Source organism: Streptomyces sp. NBC_00597, assembly GCF_041431095.1.
Lineage (GTDB): Bacteria > Actinomycetota > Actinomycetes > Streptomycetales > Streptomycetaceae > Streptomyces.
Genome location: NZ_CP107757.1, coordinates 3,162,576 through 3,177,837, shown reverse-complemented (window position 1 = coordinate 3,177,837; position 15,262 = coordinate 3,162,576). Strand labels below are relative to the sequence as shown.

The 15,262-nt window shown below is 72.1% G+C and carries 15 protein-coding genes; 12 read left to right on the top strand and 3 right to left on the bottom strand.

The annotated features are described in order from the left end of the window. Positions 1 to 141: 141 nt before the first annotated feature. Both OG974_RS14145 and OG974_RS14140 read left to right on the top strand, forming a co-directional pair. On the top strand, positions 142 to 903 hold the full coding sequence (locus OG974_RS14145) for an SDR family NAD(P)-dependent oxidoreductase (protein WP_327283046.1): 762 nt from the start codon (positions 142 to 144) through the stop codon (positions 901 to 903). 132 nt (positions 904 to 1,035) lie between these two features. Continuing rightward, complete coding sequence (locus OG974_RS14140) at positions 1,036 to 2,649, top strand: GMC oxidoreductase (protein ID WP_328762501.1); 1,614 nt, start codon at positions 1,036 to 1,038, stop codon at positions 2,647 to 2,649. A gap of 38 nt (positions 2,650 to 2,687) precedes the next feature. Here OG974_RS14140 and OG974_RS14135 read toward each other — a convergent pair whose 3' ends face one another. Next, the gene (locus tag OG974_RS14135; protein ID WP_327283044.1) at positions 2,688 to 4,484 is read right to left on the bottom strand and encodes a long-chain fatty acid--CoA ligase; all 1,797 of its coding nucleotides are present in this window, start codon (positions 4,482 to 4,484) and stop codon (positions 2,688 to 2,690) included. Between the two features lie 229 nt (positions 4,485 to 4,713). Between OG974_RS14135 and OG974_RS14130 the strand changes: the two genes are divergently transcribed. The 6 genes from OG974_RS14130 (at position 4,714) to OG974_RS14105 (ending at position 9,678) form a co-directional block, all read left to right on the top strand. Continuing rightward, a complete protein-coding gene (locus OG974_RS14130) occupies positions 4,714 to 5,496 on the top strand; it encodes a metallophosphoesterase (protein ID WP_327283043.1) in 783 nt (260 codons plus the stop codon). A gap of 79 nt (positions 5,497 to 5,575) precedes the next feature. Further along, entirely contained in the window at positions 5,576 to 6,025 is a 450-nt protein-coding gene (locus OG974_RS14125; protein WP_327283042.1) for an SRPBCC family protein, read from the top strand. Positions 6,026 to 6,100: 75 nt separating this feature from the next. After that, entirely contained in the window at positions 6,101 to 7,312 is a 1,212-nt protein-coding gene (locus OG974_RS14120) for an ArsA-related P-loop ATPase (protein WP_328762500.1), read from the top strand. Positions 7,313 to 7,389: 77 nt separating this feature from the next. Beyond that, positions 7,390 to 7,860, top strand: a complete 471-nt coding sequence (locus OG974_RS14115; RefSeq protein WP_327283040.1) for a DUF5304 domain-containing protein — start codon at positions 7,390 to 7,392, stop codon at positions 7,858 to 7,860. Between the two features lie 61 nt (positions 7,861 to 7,921). Further along, positions 7,922 to 8,863 (top strand): ROK family glucokinase, encoded by a 942-nt coding sequence (locus OG974_RS14110; protein ID WP_327283039.1) that lies wholly within the window; start codon positions 7,922 to 7,924, stop codon positions 8,861 to 8,863. 71 nt (positions 8,864 to 8,934) lie between these two features. After that, positions 8,935 to 9,678 carry an endonuclease/exonuclease/phosphatase family protein gene (locus OG974_RS14105; RefSeq protein ID WP_327283038.1) on the top strand — a complete coding sequence of 248 codons (744 nt, stop codon included), beginning with the start codon at positions 8,935 to 8,937 and terminating at the stop codon, positions 9,676 to 9,678. Positions 9,679 to 9,791: 113 nt separating this feature from the next. Here the strand turns inward: OG974_RS14105 and OG974_RS14100 are convergent, their stop codons facing one another. Next, entirely contained in the window at positions 9,792 to 10,445 is a 654-nt protein-coding gene (locus OG974_RS14100) for a hypothetical protein (protein ID WP_328762499.1), read from the bottom strand. Further along, the gene (locus OG974_RS14095; protein WP_328762498.1) at positions 10,438 to 11,217 is read right to left on the bottom strand and encodes an alpha/beta fold hydrolase; all 780 of its coding nucleotides are present in this window, start codon (positions 11,215 to 11,217) and stop codon (positions 10,438 to 10,440) included. The genes OG974_RS14100 and OG974_RS14095 overlap by 8 nt, the downstream gene beginning before the upstream one ends. A gap of 160 nt (positions 11,218 to 11,377) precedes the next feature. On the opposite strand from OG974_RS14095, the gene OG974_RS14090 reads away from it, so the two are divergent. The 4 genes from OG974_RS14090 (at position 11,378) to OG974_RS14075 (ending at position 15,227) form a co-directional block, all read left to right on the top strand. Continuing rightward, positions 11,378 to 12,097, top strand: a complete 720-nt coding sequence (locus OG974_RS14090) for a lysophospholipid acyltransferase family protein (protein ID WP_327285620.1) — start codon at positions 11,378 to 11,380, stop codon at positions 12,095 to 12,097. Between the two features lie 41 nt (positions 12,098 to 12,138). After that, a complete protein-coding gene (gene macS / locus OG974_RS14085; protein WP_371646642.1) occupies positions 12,139 to 13,350 on the top strand; it encodes a MacS family sensor histidine kinase in 1,212 nt (403 codons plus the stop codon). Between the two features lie 59 nt (positions 13,351 to 13,409). Then, entirely contained in the window at positions 13,410 to 14,054 is a 645-nt protein-coding gene (locus OG974_RS14080) for a response regulator transcription factor (protein ID WP_327285619.1), read from the top strand. A gap of 144 nt (positions 14,055 to 14,198) precedes the next feature. After that, the gene (locus tag OG974_RS14075; RefSeq protein WP_327285618.1) at positions 14,199 to 15,227 is read left to right on the top strand and encodes a 6-phosphofructokinase; all 1,029 of its coding nucleotides are present in this window, start codon (positions 14,199 to 14,201) and stop codon (positions 15,225 to 15,227) included. Positions 15,228 to 15,262: the final 35 nt, after the last annotated feature.

Here is a 15,262-nt window from a genome sequence, read left to right as displayed (position 1 = left end):
GCGCCGGGTCGGAGCGTGCTGGTCGGCTATTACGCCGAACCGGGCGGGTCGGGCCCCCGGCCGTGCGACGTGCGCCGAGCGCGGAAGGCATGTCCGAGGACGTGCACGACGGTCGTGCGCCGGCGGGGAGTGGTGAGGACGATGGACGACGTGCTGCGCGGCACCGTGGCCCTGGTGACCGGTGCTTCGAGCGGGATCGGCCGGGCGACGGCCCTGGCGCTCGCCGGGAGGGGCGCCGCCGTAGCGCTCACCGCCCGGCGCGCGGAGCGGCTCACGGAACTGGCGGCCCAGATCGAGGCCGGTGGCGGCTCGGCCCTGATCCTGCCCGCCGACATCGCCGACGAGTCCGAGGCCGCGCGCGTGGTGGAGCGTACGGTCAGGGAGCTCGGGCGCCTCGACGTCCTGGTCAACAATGCGGGCCTGATGCTCCTCGGGTACGCCACAGAGGCGCCCCTCGCCGACTGGAAGCGCATGGTGGACGTCAACCTGACCGCCCTGATGCACACCACCCACGCGGCCCTGCCGCACCTCGTCAGCGCTGCCGGGGACGGCCCCCGGCAGGTGGCCGACATCGTCAACGTGTCCTCCCTGGCGGGCCGCCGGGCCGCGGCCACGGCCACGGGGTACTGCGCCACGAAATTCGGCGTGGTCGCCTTCAGCGAGGCCCTGCGCCAGGAGCTGGCGCCGCAGCACGTGCGGGTCTGCGTCGTCGAGCCGGGCGCCGTGGACACCGAGTTGCGCGGCCACAACTCTCCCGAGATGCAGCAGGCGTTGGCGCAGATGTTCGGGGGCATCGACCGGCTGGAGGCGCAGGACGTCGCGGACGCGATCGCGTACGGCGTCACGCGGCCGCGGCGGACGGCGGTGTCGGAGATGGTGGTCCTCCCGACCGAGCAGGTCTGAGGCGCGGGTCGGGCCGCTGCCGGCCCCGGAGCGCTTGCGGGGGCCGTGATTCTCCGCCATGTCTGACTGTCCCTCAGAAGTCTGTCAACACCGCCTCTGGGTGGACGGCCGGATTCCGCCCATGATGCGGCCATGACACCTCAGCTGACGCGCCGTCACTTCTTGGGCATCGGCGCCCTCCAGACCGCCGCGGCCCTCGGCTTCACCCGCATAGGGCTCCAATCGGCCGCCGCCGCCGAGCCCCCCGCCGCGCAATACGCGCCCGCCATCGTCGTGGGCTCCGGCTACGGCTCGGCCGTCGCCGCCCTCCGGCTCGGGCAGGCCGGCGTACGGACCGTCGTCCTCGAAATGGGCCGGCTCTGGAACACCCCGGGCCCGGACGGCAAGGTCTTCCCCTCCACCTCCGCGCCTGACCAGCGCTCCATGTGGTTCCGCACCCGCACCGAGGCCCCGCTCGCCCAGTTCCTGTGGCTCGACGTCGTCAACCGGAACATCAGCTCCTACCCCGGCGTCCTCGACCGGGTGAACTACGGCGACATGTCCGTGTACGTCGGCCGCGGCGTCGGCGGCGGCTCCCTCGTCAACGGCGGAATGGCGCCGACCCCGCGCCGCTCCTACTTCTCCGAGGTGCTGCCCCAGGTCGACGCCGACGAGATGTACGGCACCTACTACCCGCGCGCCCGCGCCGCGCTCGGGGTCAACGACATCGACCCGGGCTGGTTCGAGTCCACGGAGTGGTACCGCTTCGCCCGGATCTCCCGCAAGCACGCCCAGAACACCGGCCTGAAGACCACCTTCGTGCCCAACGTGTACGACTTCTCGTACATGCAGCGCGAAGCCGCGGGCACCGCCACCCGCTCGGCGCTGGCCGGCGAGGTCATCTACGGCAACAACCACGGCAAGAAGAGCGTCGACAAGACCTACCTCGCGGCCGCGATCGGCACGGGCAACGTCACCATCGAGACCATGCAGCGCGTCGTCGGCGTCCGCCAGGACCCGGCCGGGGGCTACGTGCTCACGGTGCGGACCAGCGATCTGACGGGAAAGGTCACCCAGGTCAGGGAACTCGGCTGCAACCAGCTCTTCCTCGGCGCCGGCAGCCTCGGCACCACCGAGATCCTGCTGCGCGCCCGCGAGCGCGGCACCCTGCCCGCGCTCAGCGAGAAGGTCGGGCTCGGCTGGGGCCACAACGGCAACGTGATGACCGCCCGGGCCAACCACCTCTGGGACACGGTCGGCGCCAACCAGGCCACCATGCCCGCCCTGGGCATCGACGACTGGGACAACGCCGCCAACCCGGTGTTCGCCGAGATCGCCCCGCTGCCGATGGGCTTCGAGCACTGGATCTCGATGTACCTGGCCATCACCAAGAACCCGGAGCGCGGGCACTTCACCTACGACGCCGCGAGCGACTCGGCGCGGCTCAACTGGCGGCGGGACCAGAACACCCCGTCCGTGCAGGCCGCCAAGTGCCTCTTCGACCGGATCAACCGGGCCAATTTCACCATCTACCGGTACGACCTGTTCGGCGACAACAAGAACTTCGCCGACAACTTCACGTACCACCCGCTCGGCGGCTGCGTCCTGGGCGACGCGACCGACGACTACGGCCGCGTCAAGGGCTACCAGGGGCTGTACGTCGTCGACGGCTCCCTGGTCCCGGGCTCGCTCGGGGTGAACCCGTTCGTCACCATCACCGCGCTCGCCGAGCGGAACATGGAGCGGATCCTCGCCGACCCGCGCTGATCCGCGGCCTCCGGCCGCGGGGCGCAGGCCATCCGGGATCAGCCCCGGTACAGGGCCTCGATCTCGTCCGCGAAGTCCTTCGCCACCACGTTCCGCTTCAGCTTCAGCGAGGGCGTGATGTGACCCGACTCCTCCGTGAACTGGGAGGGCAGAATGCGGAATTTCCGCACCGATTCCGCCTTGGAAACCGCCGCGTTGCCGTCGTCCACGGCCTTCTGGACGGCGGCGATGAGGTCCGCGTCCTCGCGCAGCTCCGCCGCCGTGACCCCGGCCGGCTTGCCGTTCTCCACGGCCCAGCGACCCAGGAACTCCTCGTCGATCGTGACCAGTGCGGCCACGAACGGCCTCGCGTCGCCGACCACCATGCACTCCGCGACCAGCGCGTGCGCCCGGATCCGGTCCTCGATCACCGCGGGGGCCACGTTCTTGCCGCCCGCCGTGACGATGAGCTCCTTCTTGCGCCCGGTGATCGCGAGGTAACCGTCCTCGTCGAGGGTGCCGACGTCGCCGGTGTGGAACCAGCCGTCGGTCAGCGCCTCCGCGGTCGCCGTCTCGTTCTTCCAGTACTCCTTGAAGATGTGCTCGCCGTGCAGCAGCACCTCGCCGTCGTCGGCGATGCGCACCACGGAGCCCGGCAGCGGCTGGCCGACCGTACCGATCTTCGTACGGTCCCACGGGTTGAAGGCCGTGGCCGCGCACGACTCGGTGAGGCCGTAGCCCTCCAGGACCGTGAAGCCGATGCCGCGGAAGAAGTGGCCGAGCCGCTCGCCCAGCGGGGCGCCGCCGGAGATCGCGTACTCGCCGCGCCCGCCGAGGACCGTGTGCAGCTTGCTGTAGACCAGCTTCGAGAAGATCTTGTGCTTGAGCTTCAGCCCGAACGACGGGCCGCCCGGGTTGTCCAGCGCACGGCTGTACGCGATCGCCGTCTCGGCCGCCGCGTCGAAGATCTTGCCCTTGCCGTCGGCCTGGGCCTTGGCGCGCGCCGAGTTGTAGACCTTCTCGAAGACCCGCGGGACGCCGAGGATCAGCGTGGGCCGGAAGGACTGCAGCTCGTCGGTGAGGTTCTTGATGTCCGGTACGCAGCCCAGGCGGATCGGCGCCAGTACGGCCGCCACCTCCACGAGGCGCCCGAAGACGTGCGCGGCCGGCAGGAAGAGCAGGACGGAACACTCGCCGGTGCGGAACAGCGGGCTCAGGCGCTCCACCACGTTGCCGCACTCGGCGAAGAAGTTGCGGTGGGTCAGCACGCAGCCCTTGGGGCGGCCCGTGGTGCCCGAGGTGTAGACGATGGTGGCCGGGTCGTCGGCGTTCGCCAGCGAGCTGCGCGCGTCGACCTCGGCGTCGGCGACGTCCGCACCGGCGGCCTTCAGCGTCGCGAGCGCGCCCTGCTCGATCTCCCAGACCTCGCGCAGCTCCGGCAGCCGGTCGCGCAGCGAGGCCACGGCCGCACTGTGCCCCGGGCTCTCGACGACGACGGCGACCGCGCCGGAGTCGCCGAGGATCCACTGGATCTGCTCGGGCGAGCTGGTCTCGTACACGGGGACGGTGACGCCGCCCGCGCTCCAGATCGCGAAGTCGAAGAGCACCCACTCGTAGCGGGTGCGGGAGATGAGCGCGACGCGGTCGCCGGGCCGGACACCGGCCGCGATCAGGCCCTTGGCGGTGGCGCGCACCTCGGCGAGGAACTCGGTCGCCGTCACGTCCTGCCACCGGCCGTCGACCTTGCGGGCCATGACCGCGGTGTCGGGATGCTGCGCGGCATTGCGGCGGATGAGATCCGTCAGGTTCCCGTCCGACGGGACCTCGTACAGGGCCGGAAGGCTGAACTCGCGCAAGACTGCTGCTCCTCTGGGCGCCATCGCCACCATGTGGACCGACCGGACGTTACCCACCGGTAGTGGGTTCCGGATAGAGGGAACCGGCCAGATGTTCCGTGCGTCACATGACACGGCCGTGCCATGCCGACAGTAGTCGACCCCCTTGAAGACTCGGAAGTAACCGCAGGTAGGCCGGCTGTGCCACCCCCTCTACCCGCCGTTCCCGGGCCCCCCTAGGGTGGAGCGCATGGGTGGCAGGAAGAGCAGTACGCGGGTCCATGTCGTCAGCGACGTCCACGGCAATGCGGAGGCGCTCGCCCGGGCCGGGGACGGCGCCGACGCACTGATCTGCCTCGGCGACCTCGTGCTCTTCCTCGACTACGCCGACCACTCCCGCGGCATCTTCCCCGACCTGTTCGGCGTCGAGAACGCCGATCGGATCGTGGAGCTGCGCACCGCGCGGCGCTTCGACGAGGCCCGCGACTTCGGCCGGCGGCTGTGGGCCGGCCTGGACCGGGAACAACTGATCGAGGGCGCCGTGCGCCGCCAGTACGCCGAGATGTTCGCCGCGTTCCCGCACCCCACGTACGCCACCTACGGCAATGTCGACATCCCGGGTCTGTGGTCCGAGTACGCAGGCCCCGGCACCACCGTCCTCGACGGGCAGCGGGTGGAGATCGGCGGCCGCGTCTTCGGCTTCGTCGGCGGCGGACTGCCCTCCCCGATGCGCACCCCGTACGAGGTGGACGAGGAGGAGTACGCAGCCAAGGTCGAGGCGCTCGGCGAAGTGGACGTGCTGTGCTCGCACATCCCGCCTGAGGTGCCGGAGCTCTGCTACGACACGGTCGCGCGCCGCTTCGAGCGGGGCAGTGAGGCCCTGCTCGCGGCGATCCGGCGGACCCGCCCGCGGTACGCGCTGTTCGGGCACGTGCACCAGCCGCTCGCCCGGCGGATGAGGATCGGCGGCACGGAATGCGTGAACGTCGGGCACTTCGCCGCCACCGGAAGGCCCTGGGCCCTGGAGTGGTGACCTCCGCACGCACGGTAGCCTGCACGCGGCGGCCCTGGGCCGCACACTTCCTCGAACACTCCCTGGAGGGGCGACCGCCATGGCCGAACACACCAGCTCCTGCATCACGATCGAGGCGGCGCCGGCCGACGTGATGGCCGTGATCGCCGACTTCGCCCGCTACCCCGAGTGGACCGGCGAGGTGAAGGAGGCCGAGGTGCTCGCCACGGACGCCGAGGGCCGCGCGGAAAAGGTCCGGCTGCTGCTCGACGCGGGCGCGATCAAGGACGACCACACCCTCGCCTACAGCTGGAAGGGCGCGGACGAGGTCAGCTGGACCCTGGACAAGTCGCAGATGCTGCGCCAGCTCGACGGGTCCTACCGGCTCGCCCCCCTCGAAGGCGGCAAGCGCACCGAGGTCACCTACCAGCTGACCGTGGACGTCAAGATCCCGATGCTCGGCATGATCAAGCGCAAGGCCGAGAAGGTCATCATCGACCGCGCCCTGGCCGGCCTGAAGAAGCGCGTCGAATCCACCGAATCGGCCTGAGGCGCGGGGTCGGGGCACGACCCCGGGTCCGGACGGAGCCCGGCTCCGCCGGTGCGCACGAGGAGCACCTGCACCATGCACACACTGCTGATCACCGGCCCCGGCGGGGCCGGTCGGACCACCGTGGCCGCGGCCACGGCCCTCGCCGCCGCACGGACCGGGCAGCGCGTGCTGCTGCTCTCCGGAGACCCGGGCGACCCCCTGGCCGCACTGGTCGGAGAGCCCACCGGGCAACCCGTCCAGGTCGCGCCGGGACTGACCGCCGTACCCGCCGGCGGGGTCCTCGTGGCCCGCGTGGACTCCGGCGAGGAGTTCCGCGAGGAGCTCGTGGCCCTCCAGGAGCGCGGATCCGCCTTGCTCGGCATGGTCGGGGCCCGGCCGCTGGGGGGCGAGGAGCTCACCGAACTGCCCGGCGCCGAACAGTTCGCCCTGCTGCGCGCCCTGCGCCGGGCCGCCGGCGCACCCGGCGTCGACCTCGTCGTCGTCGACATGCCCCCGCTGCACCAGACCGTGGCCACCCTCGCCCTCCCCGCCCAGCTGCGCCGCTACCTGGCCCGGCTGCTCCCGGCCGAGCGGCAGGCGGCCCGCGCCCTGCGGCCCGTACTGGCCCAGCTGGCCGGCGTACCCATGCCCGCGCAGTGGCTGTACGAGGCCGCCGCGCGCTGGGACGAGGAGCTGGCTGCCGTCCAGGCCGTCGTGGAGTCCGCCGGCACCTCGCTCCGGCTGGTCGCCGAGCCGGGACCGGGCGCCGATGCCGCGCTGCGGACCGGACTGCTCGGCCTCGCCCTCGAACAGCTCCCGGTCGGCGGGATCGTCGCCAACCGGATGGTGCCGCAGGGCTCGCCCGACCCCTGGCTGGCCGGGCTCGCCGCCCAGCAGGAGAAGTACGCCGCCCAGTGGGCCGGCGACACGCCCGTGCTCGCGCTCGGCCACCTCGGGCGGGACCCCCTGGGACCCGATGACCTGACCCGGCTCCCCGGCGCGGAGGCGCTCGCTCCGGGGGTTCCCGCGCCGGCGTCCCCGGCCCGCCGGGCATGGCCGGTCGAGGACCGCCTCGCCGGCGACGGGGTACTCGTCTGGGTGGTGGCGCTGCCCGGCGCCCACAAGGGGGACCTCGACCTGGTGCGGCGCGGAGACGAGCTGCTGCTCGCGGCCGGCCCGTACCGCAGGATCGTTCCGCTGCCCTCGGCGCTGCGCCGCTGCACGGTGTCCGGAGCCGCCCTCGCCGACGGGGAGCTGCGCATCCGCTTCACCCCGGACCCGGACCTGTGGCCCCGCAGGCCCTGAACCGCGTACCCCCGTTCGGGTAACGTCGAAGGTAGTACGCACCCGCACGTCCAGCAGCTGCCGCAGGAGAGTCCGCCATGAGCGAGGCCACCGACCGTCCCACCGACGAAGACGCCTGGGCCAAGGCCTGTGCCGAGGACCTCGCCGCGGAGCAGGAACGCCGCAGGGCCCGGCAGGGCGGCGCCGACGCCGGGACCGGGACCGCCGCAGAGGAACTGTTCAAACTGTTCGAGGCCGTCGCCGACAAGGTCTCCGGGCTGAACAATCCGTTGCTCGGCGCCGCCGCCCAGGGCGCGGTACGCCAGTTCGTCAACCAGGCGAAGTCCGCCGCGAAGCCCGTCGTCGAGCGCAATCCCGAGGTCTTCGACCACCTCGCGGCCGCTGGATCCGAGCTGCTCGCCGCGTACCGCTCGGCCGTCGAGGGCCACGAGCGACGCTGGACCCGCGACGAACCCGCCCCGGGACCCTCGGACCGGCCCTCCGGCGATCATTCCGATCCGCGCGACGAGGGCGGTAGCGGCCCCGCGCAGCGGATCGATCTCGACTGAGACCCTGCTGCCCTCGGGTACCGTTGGCCGTGGCGGGGTTTGACCGGAAACCGAGGGACTAATGGGACTCACCATCGGCGTCGACATCGGCGGCACGAAGATCGCGGCCGGCGTGGTCGACGAAGAGGGCACCATCCTTGAGACGTACAAGGTGCCCACCCCGCCGACCGCGGACGGAGTGACGGACGCGATCTGCGCCGCAGTGTCCGAAGTCAGCAGCAGCCACACCATCGACGCCGTCGGCATCGGCGCCGCCGGATACGTGGACGACAAGCGCGCGACCGTGCTCTTCGCGCCGAACATCAACTGGCGGCACGAGCCGCTCAAGGACAAGGTCGAGCAGCGCATCGGTCTGCCGGTCGTCGTCGAGAACGACGCGAACTGCGCGGCCTGGGGCGAGTACCGCTTCGGCGCCGGCCAGGGCCACGAAGACGTCATCTGCATCACGCTCGGCACGGGCCTGGGCGGCGGCATCATCATCGGCAACAAGCTGCGCCGCGGACGCTTCGGCGTGGCCGCCGAGTTCGGCCACATCCGGGTCGTCCCGGACGGCCTGCTCTGCGGGTGCGGCAGCCAGGGCTGCTGGGAGCAGTACGCCTCCGGCCGCGCGCTCGTCCGGTACGCGAAGCAGCGCGCCAACGCCACCCCCGAGAACGCGGCGGTCCTCCTCTCGCTGGGCGACGGCACCCCCGACGGCATCGAGGGCAAGCACATCAGCGAGGCCGCGCGGGCCGGTGACCTGGTGGCCATCGACTCGTTCCGCGAACTGGCCCGCTGGGCCGGCGCCGGCCTGGCCGACCTGGCCTCGCTCTTCGACCCGTCGGCGTTCATCGTCGGCGGCGGGGTCTCCGACGAGGGCGACCTCGTCCTCGACCCGATCCGCAAGTCCTTCAAGCGCTGGCTGATCGGCGGCGCGTGGCGCCCGCACGCGCAGGTGCTCGCCGCACAGCTCGGCGGCAAGGCCGGACTCGTCGGCGCGGCGGACCTGGCCCGCCAGGGCTGACGCCGCCCGTTCACAGAACTGCCCGCCGCGCCCCCTGGGGCACGGCGGGCAGTCTGGTTATGTTGCCCTTCATGCTGCCGAACTCTGCGACGGAACCCGACGGCTCCGCGGTGATCCGCGCCCTCAGCTACAACATCCGCTCGATGCGGGACGACGAGGAGGCGCTGGTCAGGGTGATCCGCGCGTGCGCCCCCGACCTGGTCTTCGTCCAGGAGGCCCCGCGGTTCTTCCGCTGGCGCAAGCACGCGGCGCGGCTCGCCGCGAAGACGGACCTGGTGGTGCTGAGCGGGGGCGCCACCGCCGCGGGCCCGCTCCTCCTGTGCTCACTGCGGGCCTTCGTGGAACGGACCGAGGACGTACTGCTCCCGCTGACCCCGGGCCAGCACCGGCGGGGCTTCGCCACGGCGGTGGTCCGCTTCGGGGCCGCGCGGGTGGGGGCCGTCAGCGCGCACCTGTCCCTGGACCGGGCGGAGCGGGCCGATCAGGCGGGACTGCTGGCGCAGCGGGCCGCATCACTGGGGGCGCCGCACGCGATCGTGGCGGCCGACGTGAACGAAACCCCCGGCGGGCCGGCTTTCGGGCGCCTCACCGAGAGCCTGCGGGACTGCTGGACGGTGTCCCCGTGGGGAGGCGAGCGCACCTTCCCGGCGGGGGCGCCGGACCGGCGGATCGACGCCGTCTTCGCCTCTCCGGGGGTGGAGGTCCTGGCCTGCGGGGTGCCCGATGGCCTGCCCGGGGTGTTCCCCAGGGACCTGCGTGCCGCCACCGACCACCTCCCGGTCCTGGCAACGCTCCGCCTCCCGGCCACTCCGTAGCCCTGCGGCCAGTGGCCGCGCCGGACGGTTCGGGTGCGCGCACCGGGGTCCCGGCGCGCGGGCCGGACCGGACCGGATCTTTCCCCCCGGACTCGGTCCGGGGGGAACGCCGGCTACACCACTGCGCCGCGGCCCGGGTCGTCGTCCTCGTCGTCGTCCTGAGACATCCGCGCCACCAGCGTCGCGAACCCGCCCAGGAAGCCGCCGATGCCCAGCGTCGTCAGCCACCAGGTCATGTCCCACTGCAACAGCACGGCAACGAGCAGCAGCACCGGCCCGCCCACCACCGCCAGCCACGCGAACTTCGCCGTCGCGTCCGCCTGCGGCAGCTCCGGCTCCGGGGGCACGAAGTGGCCCTCGTCCTTCTCGTCGGGCTCCTCCGGGGTGTGGTCCCGGGGCCCGGTCCCGGGACCGGCGCCACCCACGCCCACACCCGGGGCGAACACCACCGAGCTGCCCAGCGCGGGCGGCGCGGGCGGCTCGGCGGACGGCACCGCCGGGGATTCCGGGGACCCCTTGGATTCGGGGGACCCCTTGGGCTCCGGGGACCCCTTGGACTCCGGGGACCCCTTGGACTCCGGGGACCCCTTGGACTCCGGGGCCGGCTCCACGTCCTCCTCCGGCAGCATCAGGTTCTCGATCGGCCGGAACGGCCTGGCCCCCGGCGGATCCGGCGGCTCCTGCCCGTACCCGGCGACGATCGCCGCCCAGGCCGCCTCCTCGTCCAGCGGGGGGACACCCCCCGGGGACTCCTCGTGCTCAGCCACCGCTGGCCGCCCCCTCCCTGCCGACGCTCTCCGCGAGCCGCCCGACGAACGCATAGCTGTCCGCGAAGATCTGCTCCGCGTCATGGTCCAACGTCGCGACGTGGTAGCTCTGTTCCAGCAGCGTCTCGGTGACGTCCGTCGAGGAGATCCGCGCGAGGATCCGCGTCGAGTCGGCCGGCGACACGACGTGGTCCTGCCTGCTGTGCAGCAGCAGTACCGGCTGCGTCACCTGCGGCAGTTCGGTGTCGACCAGCTTCAGGAACTGCCGCAGCGAGGCCGCGGCCCGGGTCGGGACCCGGTCGTAGCCGATCTCGGCGACGCCCGGCTTGGCGATGTCGCTCGCGATGCCCGGCGTCGACCGCAGGAAGTGCTGCGCGACCGGAAGGGCGAAGGCCATCAGGTTGTCGACCTTGTTGACCGGGTTGACCAGGACGATGCCGCTGACGGCGTCCCCGTGCCGGGCGGCCAGGCGCAGGGTCAGCGCACCGCCCATCGACAGCCCGAAGACGAACACCCGCGTGCACTGCTCCAGCAGCTCCCGCAGCGCCCGGTCCACCTCGGCGTACCAGTCCTGCCAGCCGGTGAGCTGCATGTCCTGCCAGCGCGTGCCGTGCCCGGGCAGCAGCGGTACGGAGACCGTCAGACCCTGCGCGGCCAGGTACTCCGCCCACGGGCGCATGGACTGAGTGGTACTGGTGAAGCCGTGGCAGAGGAGGACGCCGACCTCTCCGCCCTCGTGGCGGAACGGCTCGGCTCCAGGGAGGACGGGCACCAGGGTCTCCTTCGACGGGTGGGGGGTGCGTAGCGCTGTGTGACTTCACCGTACGCGACAGGGGTGACACCGACCAGGGTCGTCGACCGCTCCGCACCGAGCCAGGGGTTAAGGTCTGTTCGACAGACACAGGAAGGCTTTCGAGTTGATCTACGGCGCAATGAAGTTCTCCATCGGGGGTTCCCTGAAGCTCGCCTTCAGGCCGTGGGTGGAGGGCCTCGAAAACATCCCCGCCGAGGGGCCGGCGATCCTCGCGAGCAACCACCTGTCGTTCTCCGACTCCTTCTTCCTACCGGCCGTGCTGGACCGGAAGGTCACCTTCATCGCCAAGGCGGAGTACTTCACCTCCCCGGGCGTCAAGGGCAAGCTGACGGCGGCCTTCTTCAAGGGCGTCGGCCAGCTTCCGGTGGACCGCTCCGGTGCGCGCGGTGCGGGCGAGGCCGCGATCAAGAGCGGCATCGACGTCATCGAGCGCGGGGAGCTGTTCGGTATCTACCCCGAGGGCACGCGTTCACCCGACGGTCGCCTCTACCGCGGCAAGCCCGGTGGTCTGGCCCGCGTGGCCCTGGCCACCGGTGCGCCGGTGATCCCCGTGGCGATGATCGACACGGAGAAGATCCAGCCGCCCGGCAAGGTCGTCCCGAAGCTGATGCGCCCGGGCATCCGGATCGGCAAGCCGCTGGACTTCAGTCGCTACCAGGGCATGGACAGCGACCGCTTCATCCTGCGCTCGGTGACCGACGAGGTCATGTACGAGATCATGAAGCTGTCCGGCCAGGAGTACGTGGACATCTACGCGACGGCCGCCAAGCGGCAGATCGCCGACGCGGAGAAGGCCGCCAAGGCAACCAAGGCCGACGAGGCCGGCAAGAGCGAGTAGTTCGCACGACACGGGCAGGTCCGCCCGCGGGGGTGGGGGAGTTGGCGAAACGCGAACGTGTCGTGCGCATGTCGGTCGAGCAGCCGTTGTGGCGCGCCCTGACCGGCTACCGGCTGCTGACCATGGTCTACGCGGTGCTGCTCTTCCTCTCCGCGTACGAGGAGTTCGACCACCCGGGCGCCGCGGCCGGCTACCTCGCCGGCCTCGCGCTGTGGACCCTGGTCACCTTCCGCAAGGTCGCGAACGCGGCCAGCTGCACCAAGCGCTTCCTGTGCGCGGACCTGACCGTCGCCCTGGCCGGCATCCTGCTCACCCCGTACGCGGACACCCACGAGCGGATCGCCGCGGGCGGGCCCACCCTCCCCAGCATCTGGACGGCGGGTTCCGTCCTGGCCTTCGCGATCAAGGGCGGCTGGCGCTGGGCCGGATTCGCCTCGACCTTCGTGGCCGCGGCCAACGTCCTCGTCCACGGGGGCGACCCCACCCGCGACACCCTGCACAACGTGCTGCTGGTCTGGGTCGCCTCGATCGCCATCGGGTACGTCGTCGAGGTCGCCCGGGCCAGTGAGGCCACCCTGGCCCGCGCCCTGGAGATCGAGGCCGCCACCCGCGAACGCGAGCGGCTGGCCCGCGACATCCACGACGGGGTCCTCCAGGTCCTCGCCATGGTCCAGCGGCGCGGCACCGAGCTGGGCGGCGAGGCCGCCGAGCTCGGCCGGATGGCCGGGGAGCAGGAGGTGGCGCTGCGCACCCTGGTCTCCAGCGGGCTGCTGCCCGCCTCCCGGGTCTCCCGCGACGAGTCGCTCGGCGCGCTGGTCGCCGCGTACGAGGTGGAGGAGCCCGGCGCCGACGGGGGCGAGTTGGATCTAAGGACCCTCCTCGCCCCGCACGCCGGATCCCGGGTCAGCTTCGCCGAGCCGGGCACCCCGGTGCTGCTGCCGGTGCCCGCGGCGAAGGAGCTGGCCGCCGCGGTCGGGGCCGCCCTCGACAACGTGCGCAGGCACGCCGGGGACGGGGCCCGGGCCTGGATCCTGGTCGAGGACTGGGGCGACGAAGTGATCGTGACCGTCCGCGACGACGGCCCGGGCATCCCGGCGGGCCGGCTCGACCAGGCCGAGGGCGAGGGCCGGATGGGGGTCGCCCTGTCCATCCGCGGCCGGTTGCGGGACCTCGGCGGCAGCGCCGAGCTGCTGTCCGTCCCCGGGCAGGGCACCGAAGTGGAACTGAAAGTACCGAGGGGGAGAACCCAGTGAGCCAGACCGACGGGGCCGGCGGGCCCGAAGCACTGAACGAGCTCGGCGCGATCAAGGTCATGGTCGTCGACGACCATCCGATGTGGCGGGACGCGGTCGCCCGCGACCTCGCCGCCGCGGGCTTCGACGTGGTCGCCACGGCTGGCGACGGCCCCGAGGCGGTCCGCCGGGCCGTGCCCGCCGCCCCCCACGTCCTGGTCCTGGACCTCAACCTGCCGGGCATGCCCGGCGTGCAGGTCTGCAAGGAGCTCGTCGGCGCCGACCCCGCGCTGCGCGTCCTGGTCCTGTCCGCCAGCGGCGAGCACGCCGACGTCCTGGAGGCGGTGAAGTCCGGCGCGACCGGCTACCTGCTGAAGTCCGCGGGCGCCCAGGAACTGATCGACGCGGTCCGCCGCACCGCGGCCGGCGACCCGGTGTTCACCCCGGGCCTGGCCGGGCTGGTCCTCGGCGAGTACCGGCGCCTCGCCACCGACCCGGCGCCCGCCGCCTCCGACGAGCCGAAGGCCCCCCAACTGACCGACCGGGAGACCGAGGTGCTGCGACTGGTGGCCAAGGGACTCTCGTACAAGCAGATCGCGGAGCGCCTCGTCATCTCGCACCGCACGGTGCAGAACCACGTGCAGAACACCCTGGGCAAGCTCCAGTTGCACAACCGGGTGGAGCTGGTCCGGTACGCGATAGAGCGCGGGCTCGACGACGCCTAGCGGGTGGCGCCGCCCGCACCTGTGTCCTCGTACGAGTGAACATGCGTGCGCAACAACCCGTGACTCCAACGGAATTGCCCCTCCAGGGCCCTTGTTGTGACCTGGGTCACCACTAGCGTGACCGTCATGGCGAAGGGAGATTCCATGAAGGTCGGAGTGCTCACGGGCGGCGGCGACTGCCCCGGTCTCAACGCGGTCATCCGGGCCGTCGTCCGCAAGGGCGTCCAGGAGTACGGGTGCGGGTTCATCGGATTCAAGGACGGCTGGCGCGGCGCCGTCGAGGGGGACACCGTCCCCCTCGGCATCTCCGCGGTGCGCGGCATCCTGCCGCGCGGCGGCACCATCCTCGGCTCCTCGCGGACCAACCCGCTCAAGCAGGAGAACGGGGTCCGGCGGATCAAGGAGAACCTCGCCAAGTACGAGGTCGACGCTCTCGTCGCGATCGGCGGCGAGGACACCCTGGGCGTGGCCGCCACGCTGTACGGGGAGTACGGCATCCCCTGCGTCGGCGTCCCGAAGACCATCGACAACGACCTGTCGGCCACCGACTACACCTTCGGCTTCGACACGGCGGTGGGCATCGCCACGGAGGCCATCGACCGGCTGCACACCACGGCCGAGTCGCACATGCGGGTGCTCGTCGTCGAGGTGATGGGCCGGCACGCCGGCTGGATCGCCCTGCACTCGGGGCTGGCGGGCGGCGCCAACGTCATCCTCATTCCGGAGCAGCGCTTCGACCTGGACCAGGTCTGCGCGTGGGTGACCTCCCGGTTCAAGGCGAGCTACGCGCCGATCGTGGTGATCGCGGAGGGGGCTGTGCCCAAGGACGGGGAGATGGTGCTGAAGGACGCCACCACCGACTCGTTCGGGCACGTGCGGCTGTCGGGCGTGGGGGAGTGGCTGGCCAAGGAGATCGAGGCGCGGACCGGCAAGGAGGCCCGGACCACGGTGCTCGGGCACATCCAGCGCGGCGGCACGCCGAGCGCCTTCGACCGGTGGCTGGCGACGCGGTTCGGGCTGCACGCGATCGACGCCGTGCACGAGGGCGACTTCGGGAAGATGGTCGCGCTGAAGGGGACGGACATCGTGCGGGTGCCGATCGCCGACGCGACGGCGAAGCTCAAGACCGTGGACCCGGCCCTCTACCAGGAGGTCGGCGTGTTCTTCGGCTGAGCCGGAGCGCGTGAACGGATCGTGGGTCGTACCGC

Bases quoted from the DNA above. Each gene is read 5' to 3' on its own strand.
- OG974_RS14145 (WP_327283046.1), top strand. From the start codon at position 142: ATGGACGACGTGCTGCGCGGCACCGTGGCCCTGGTGACCGGTGCTTCG.
- OG974_RS14140 (WP_328762501.1), top strand. From the start codon at position 1,036: ATGACACCTCAGCTGACGCGCCGTCACTTCTTGGGCATCGGCGCCCTC.
- OG974_RS14130 (WP_327283043.1), top strand. From the start codon at position 4,714: ATGGGTGGCAGGAAGAGCAGTACGCGGGTCCATGTCGTCAGCGACGTC.
- OG974_RS14125 (WP_327283042.1), top strand. From the start codon at position 5,576: ATGGCCGAACACACCAGCTCCTGCATCACGATCGAGGCGGCGCCGGCC.
- OG974_RS14120 (WP_328762500.1), top strand. From the start codon at position 6,101: ATGCACACACTGCTGATCACCGGCCCCGGCGGGGCCGGTCGGACCACC.
- OG974_RS14115 (WP_327283040.1), top strand. From the start codon at position 7,390: ATGAGCGAGGCCACCGACCGTCCCACCGACGAAGACGCCTGGGCCAAG.
- OG974_RS14110 (WP_327283039.1), top strand. From the start codon at position 7,922: ATGGGACTCACCATCGGCGTCGACATCGGCGGCACGAAGATCGCGGCC.
- OG974_RS14105 (WP_327283038.1), top strand. From the start codon at position 8,935: ATGCTGCCGAACTCTGCGACGGAACCCGACGGCTCCGCGGTGATCCGC.
- OG974_RS14090 (WP_327285620.1), top strand. From the start codon at position 11,378: ATGAAGTTCTCCATCGGGGGTTCCCTGAAGCTCGCCTTCAGGCCGTGG.
- OG974_RS14080 (WP_327285619.1), top strand. From the start codon at position 13,410: ATGGTCGTCGACGACCATCCGATGTGGCGGGACGCGGTCGCCCGCGAC.
- OG974_RS14075 (WP_327285618.1), top strand. From the start codon at position 14,199: ATGAAGGTCGGAGTGCTCACGGGCGGCGGCGACTGCCCCGGTCTCAAC.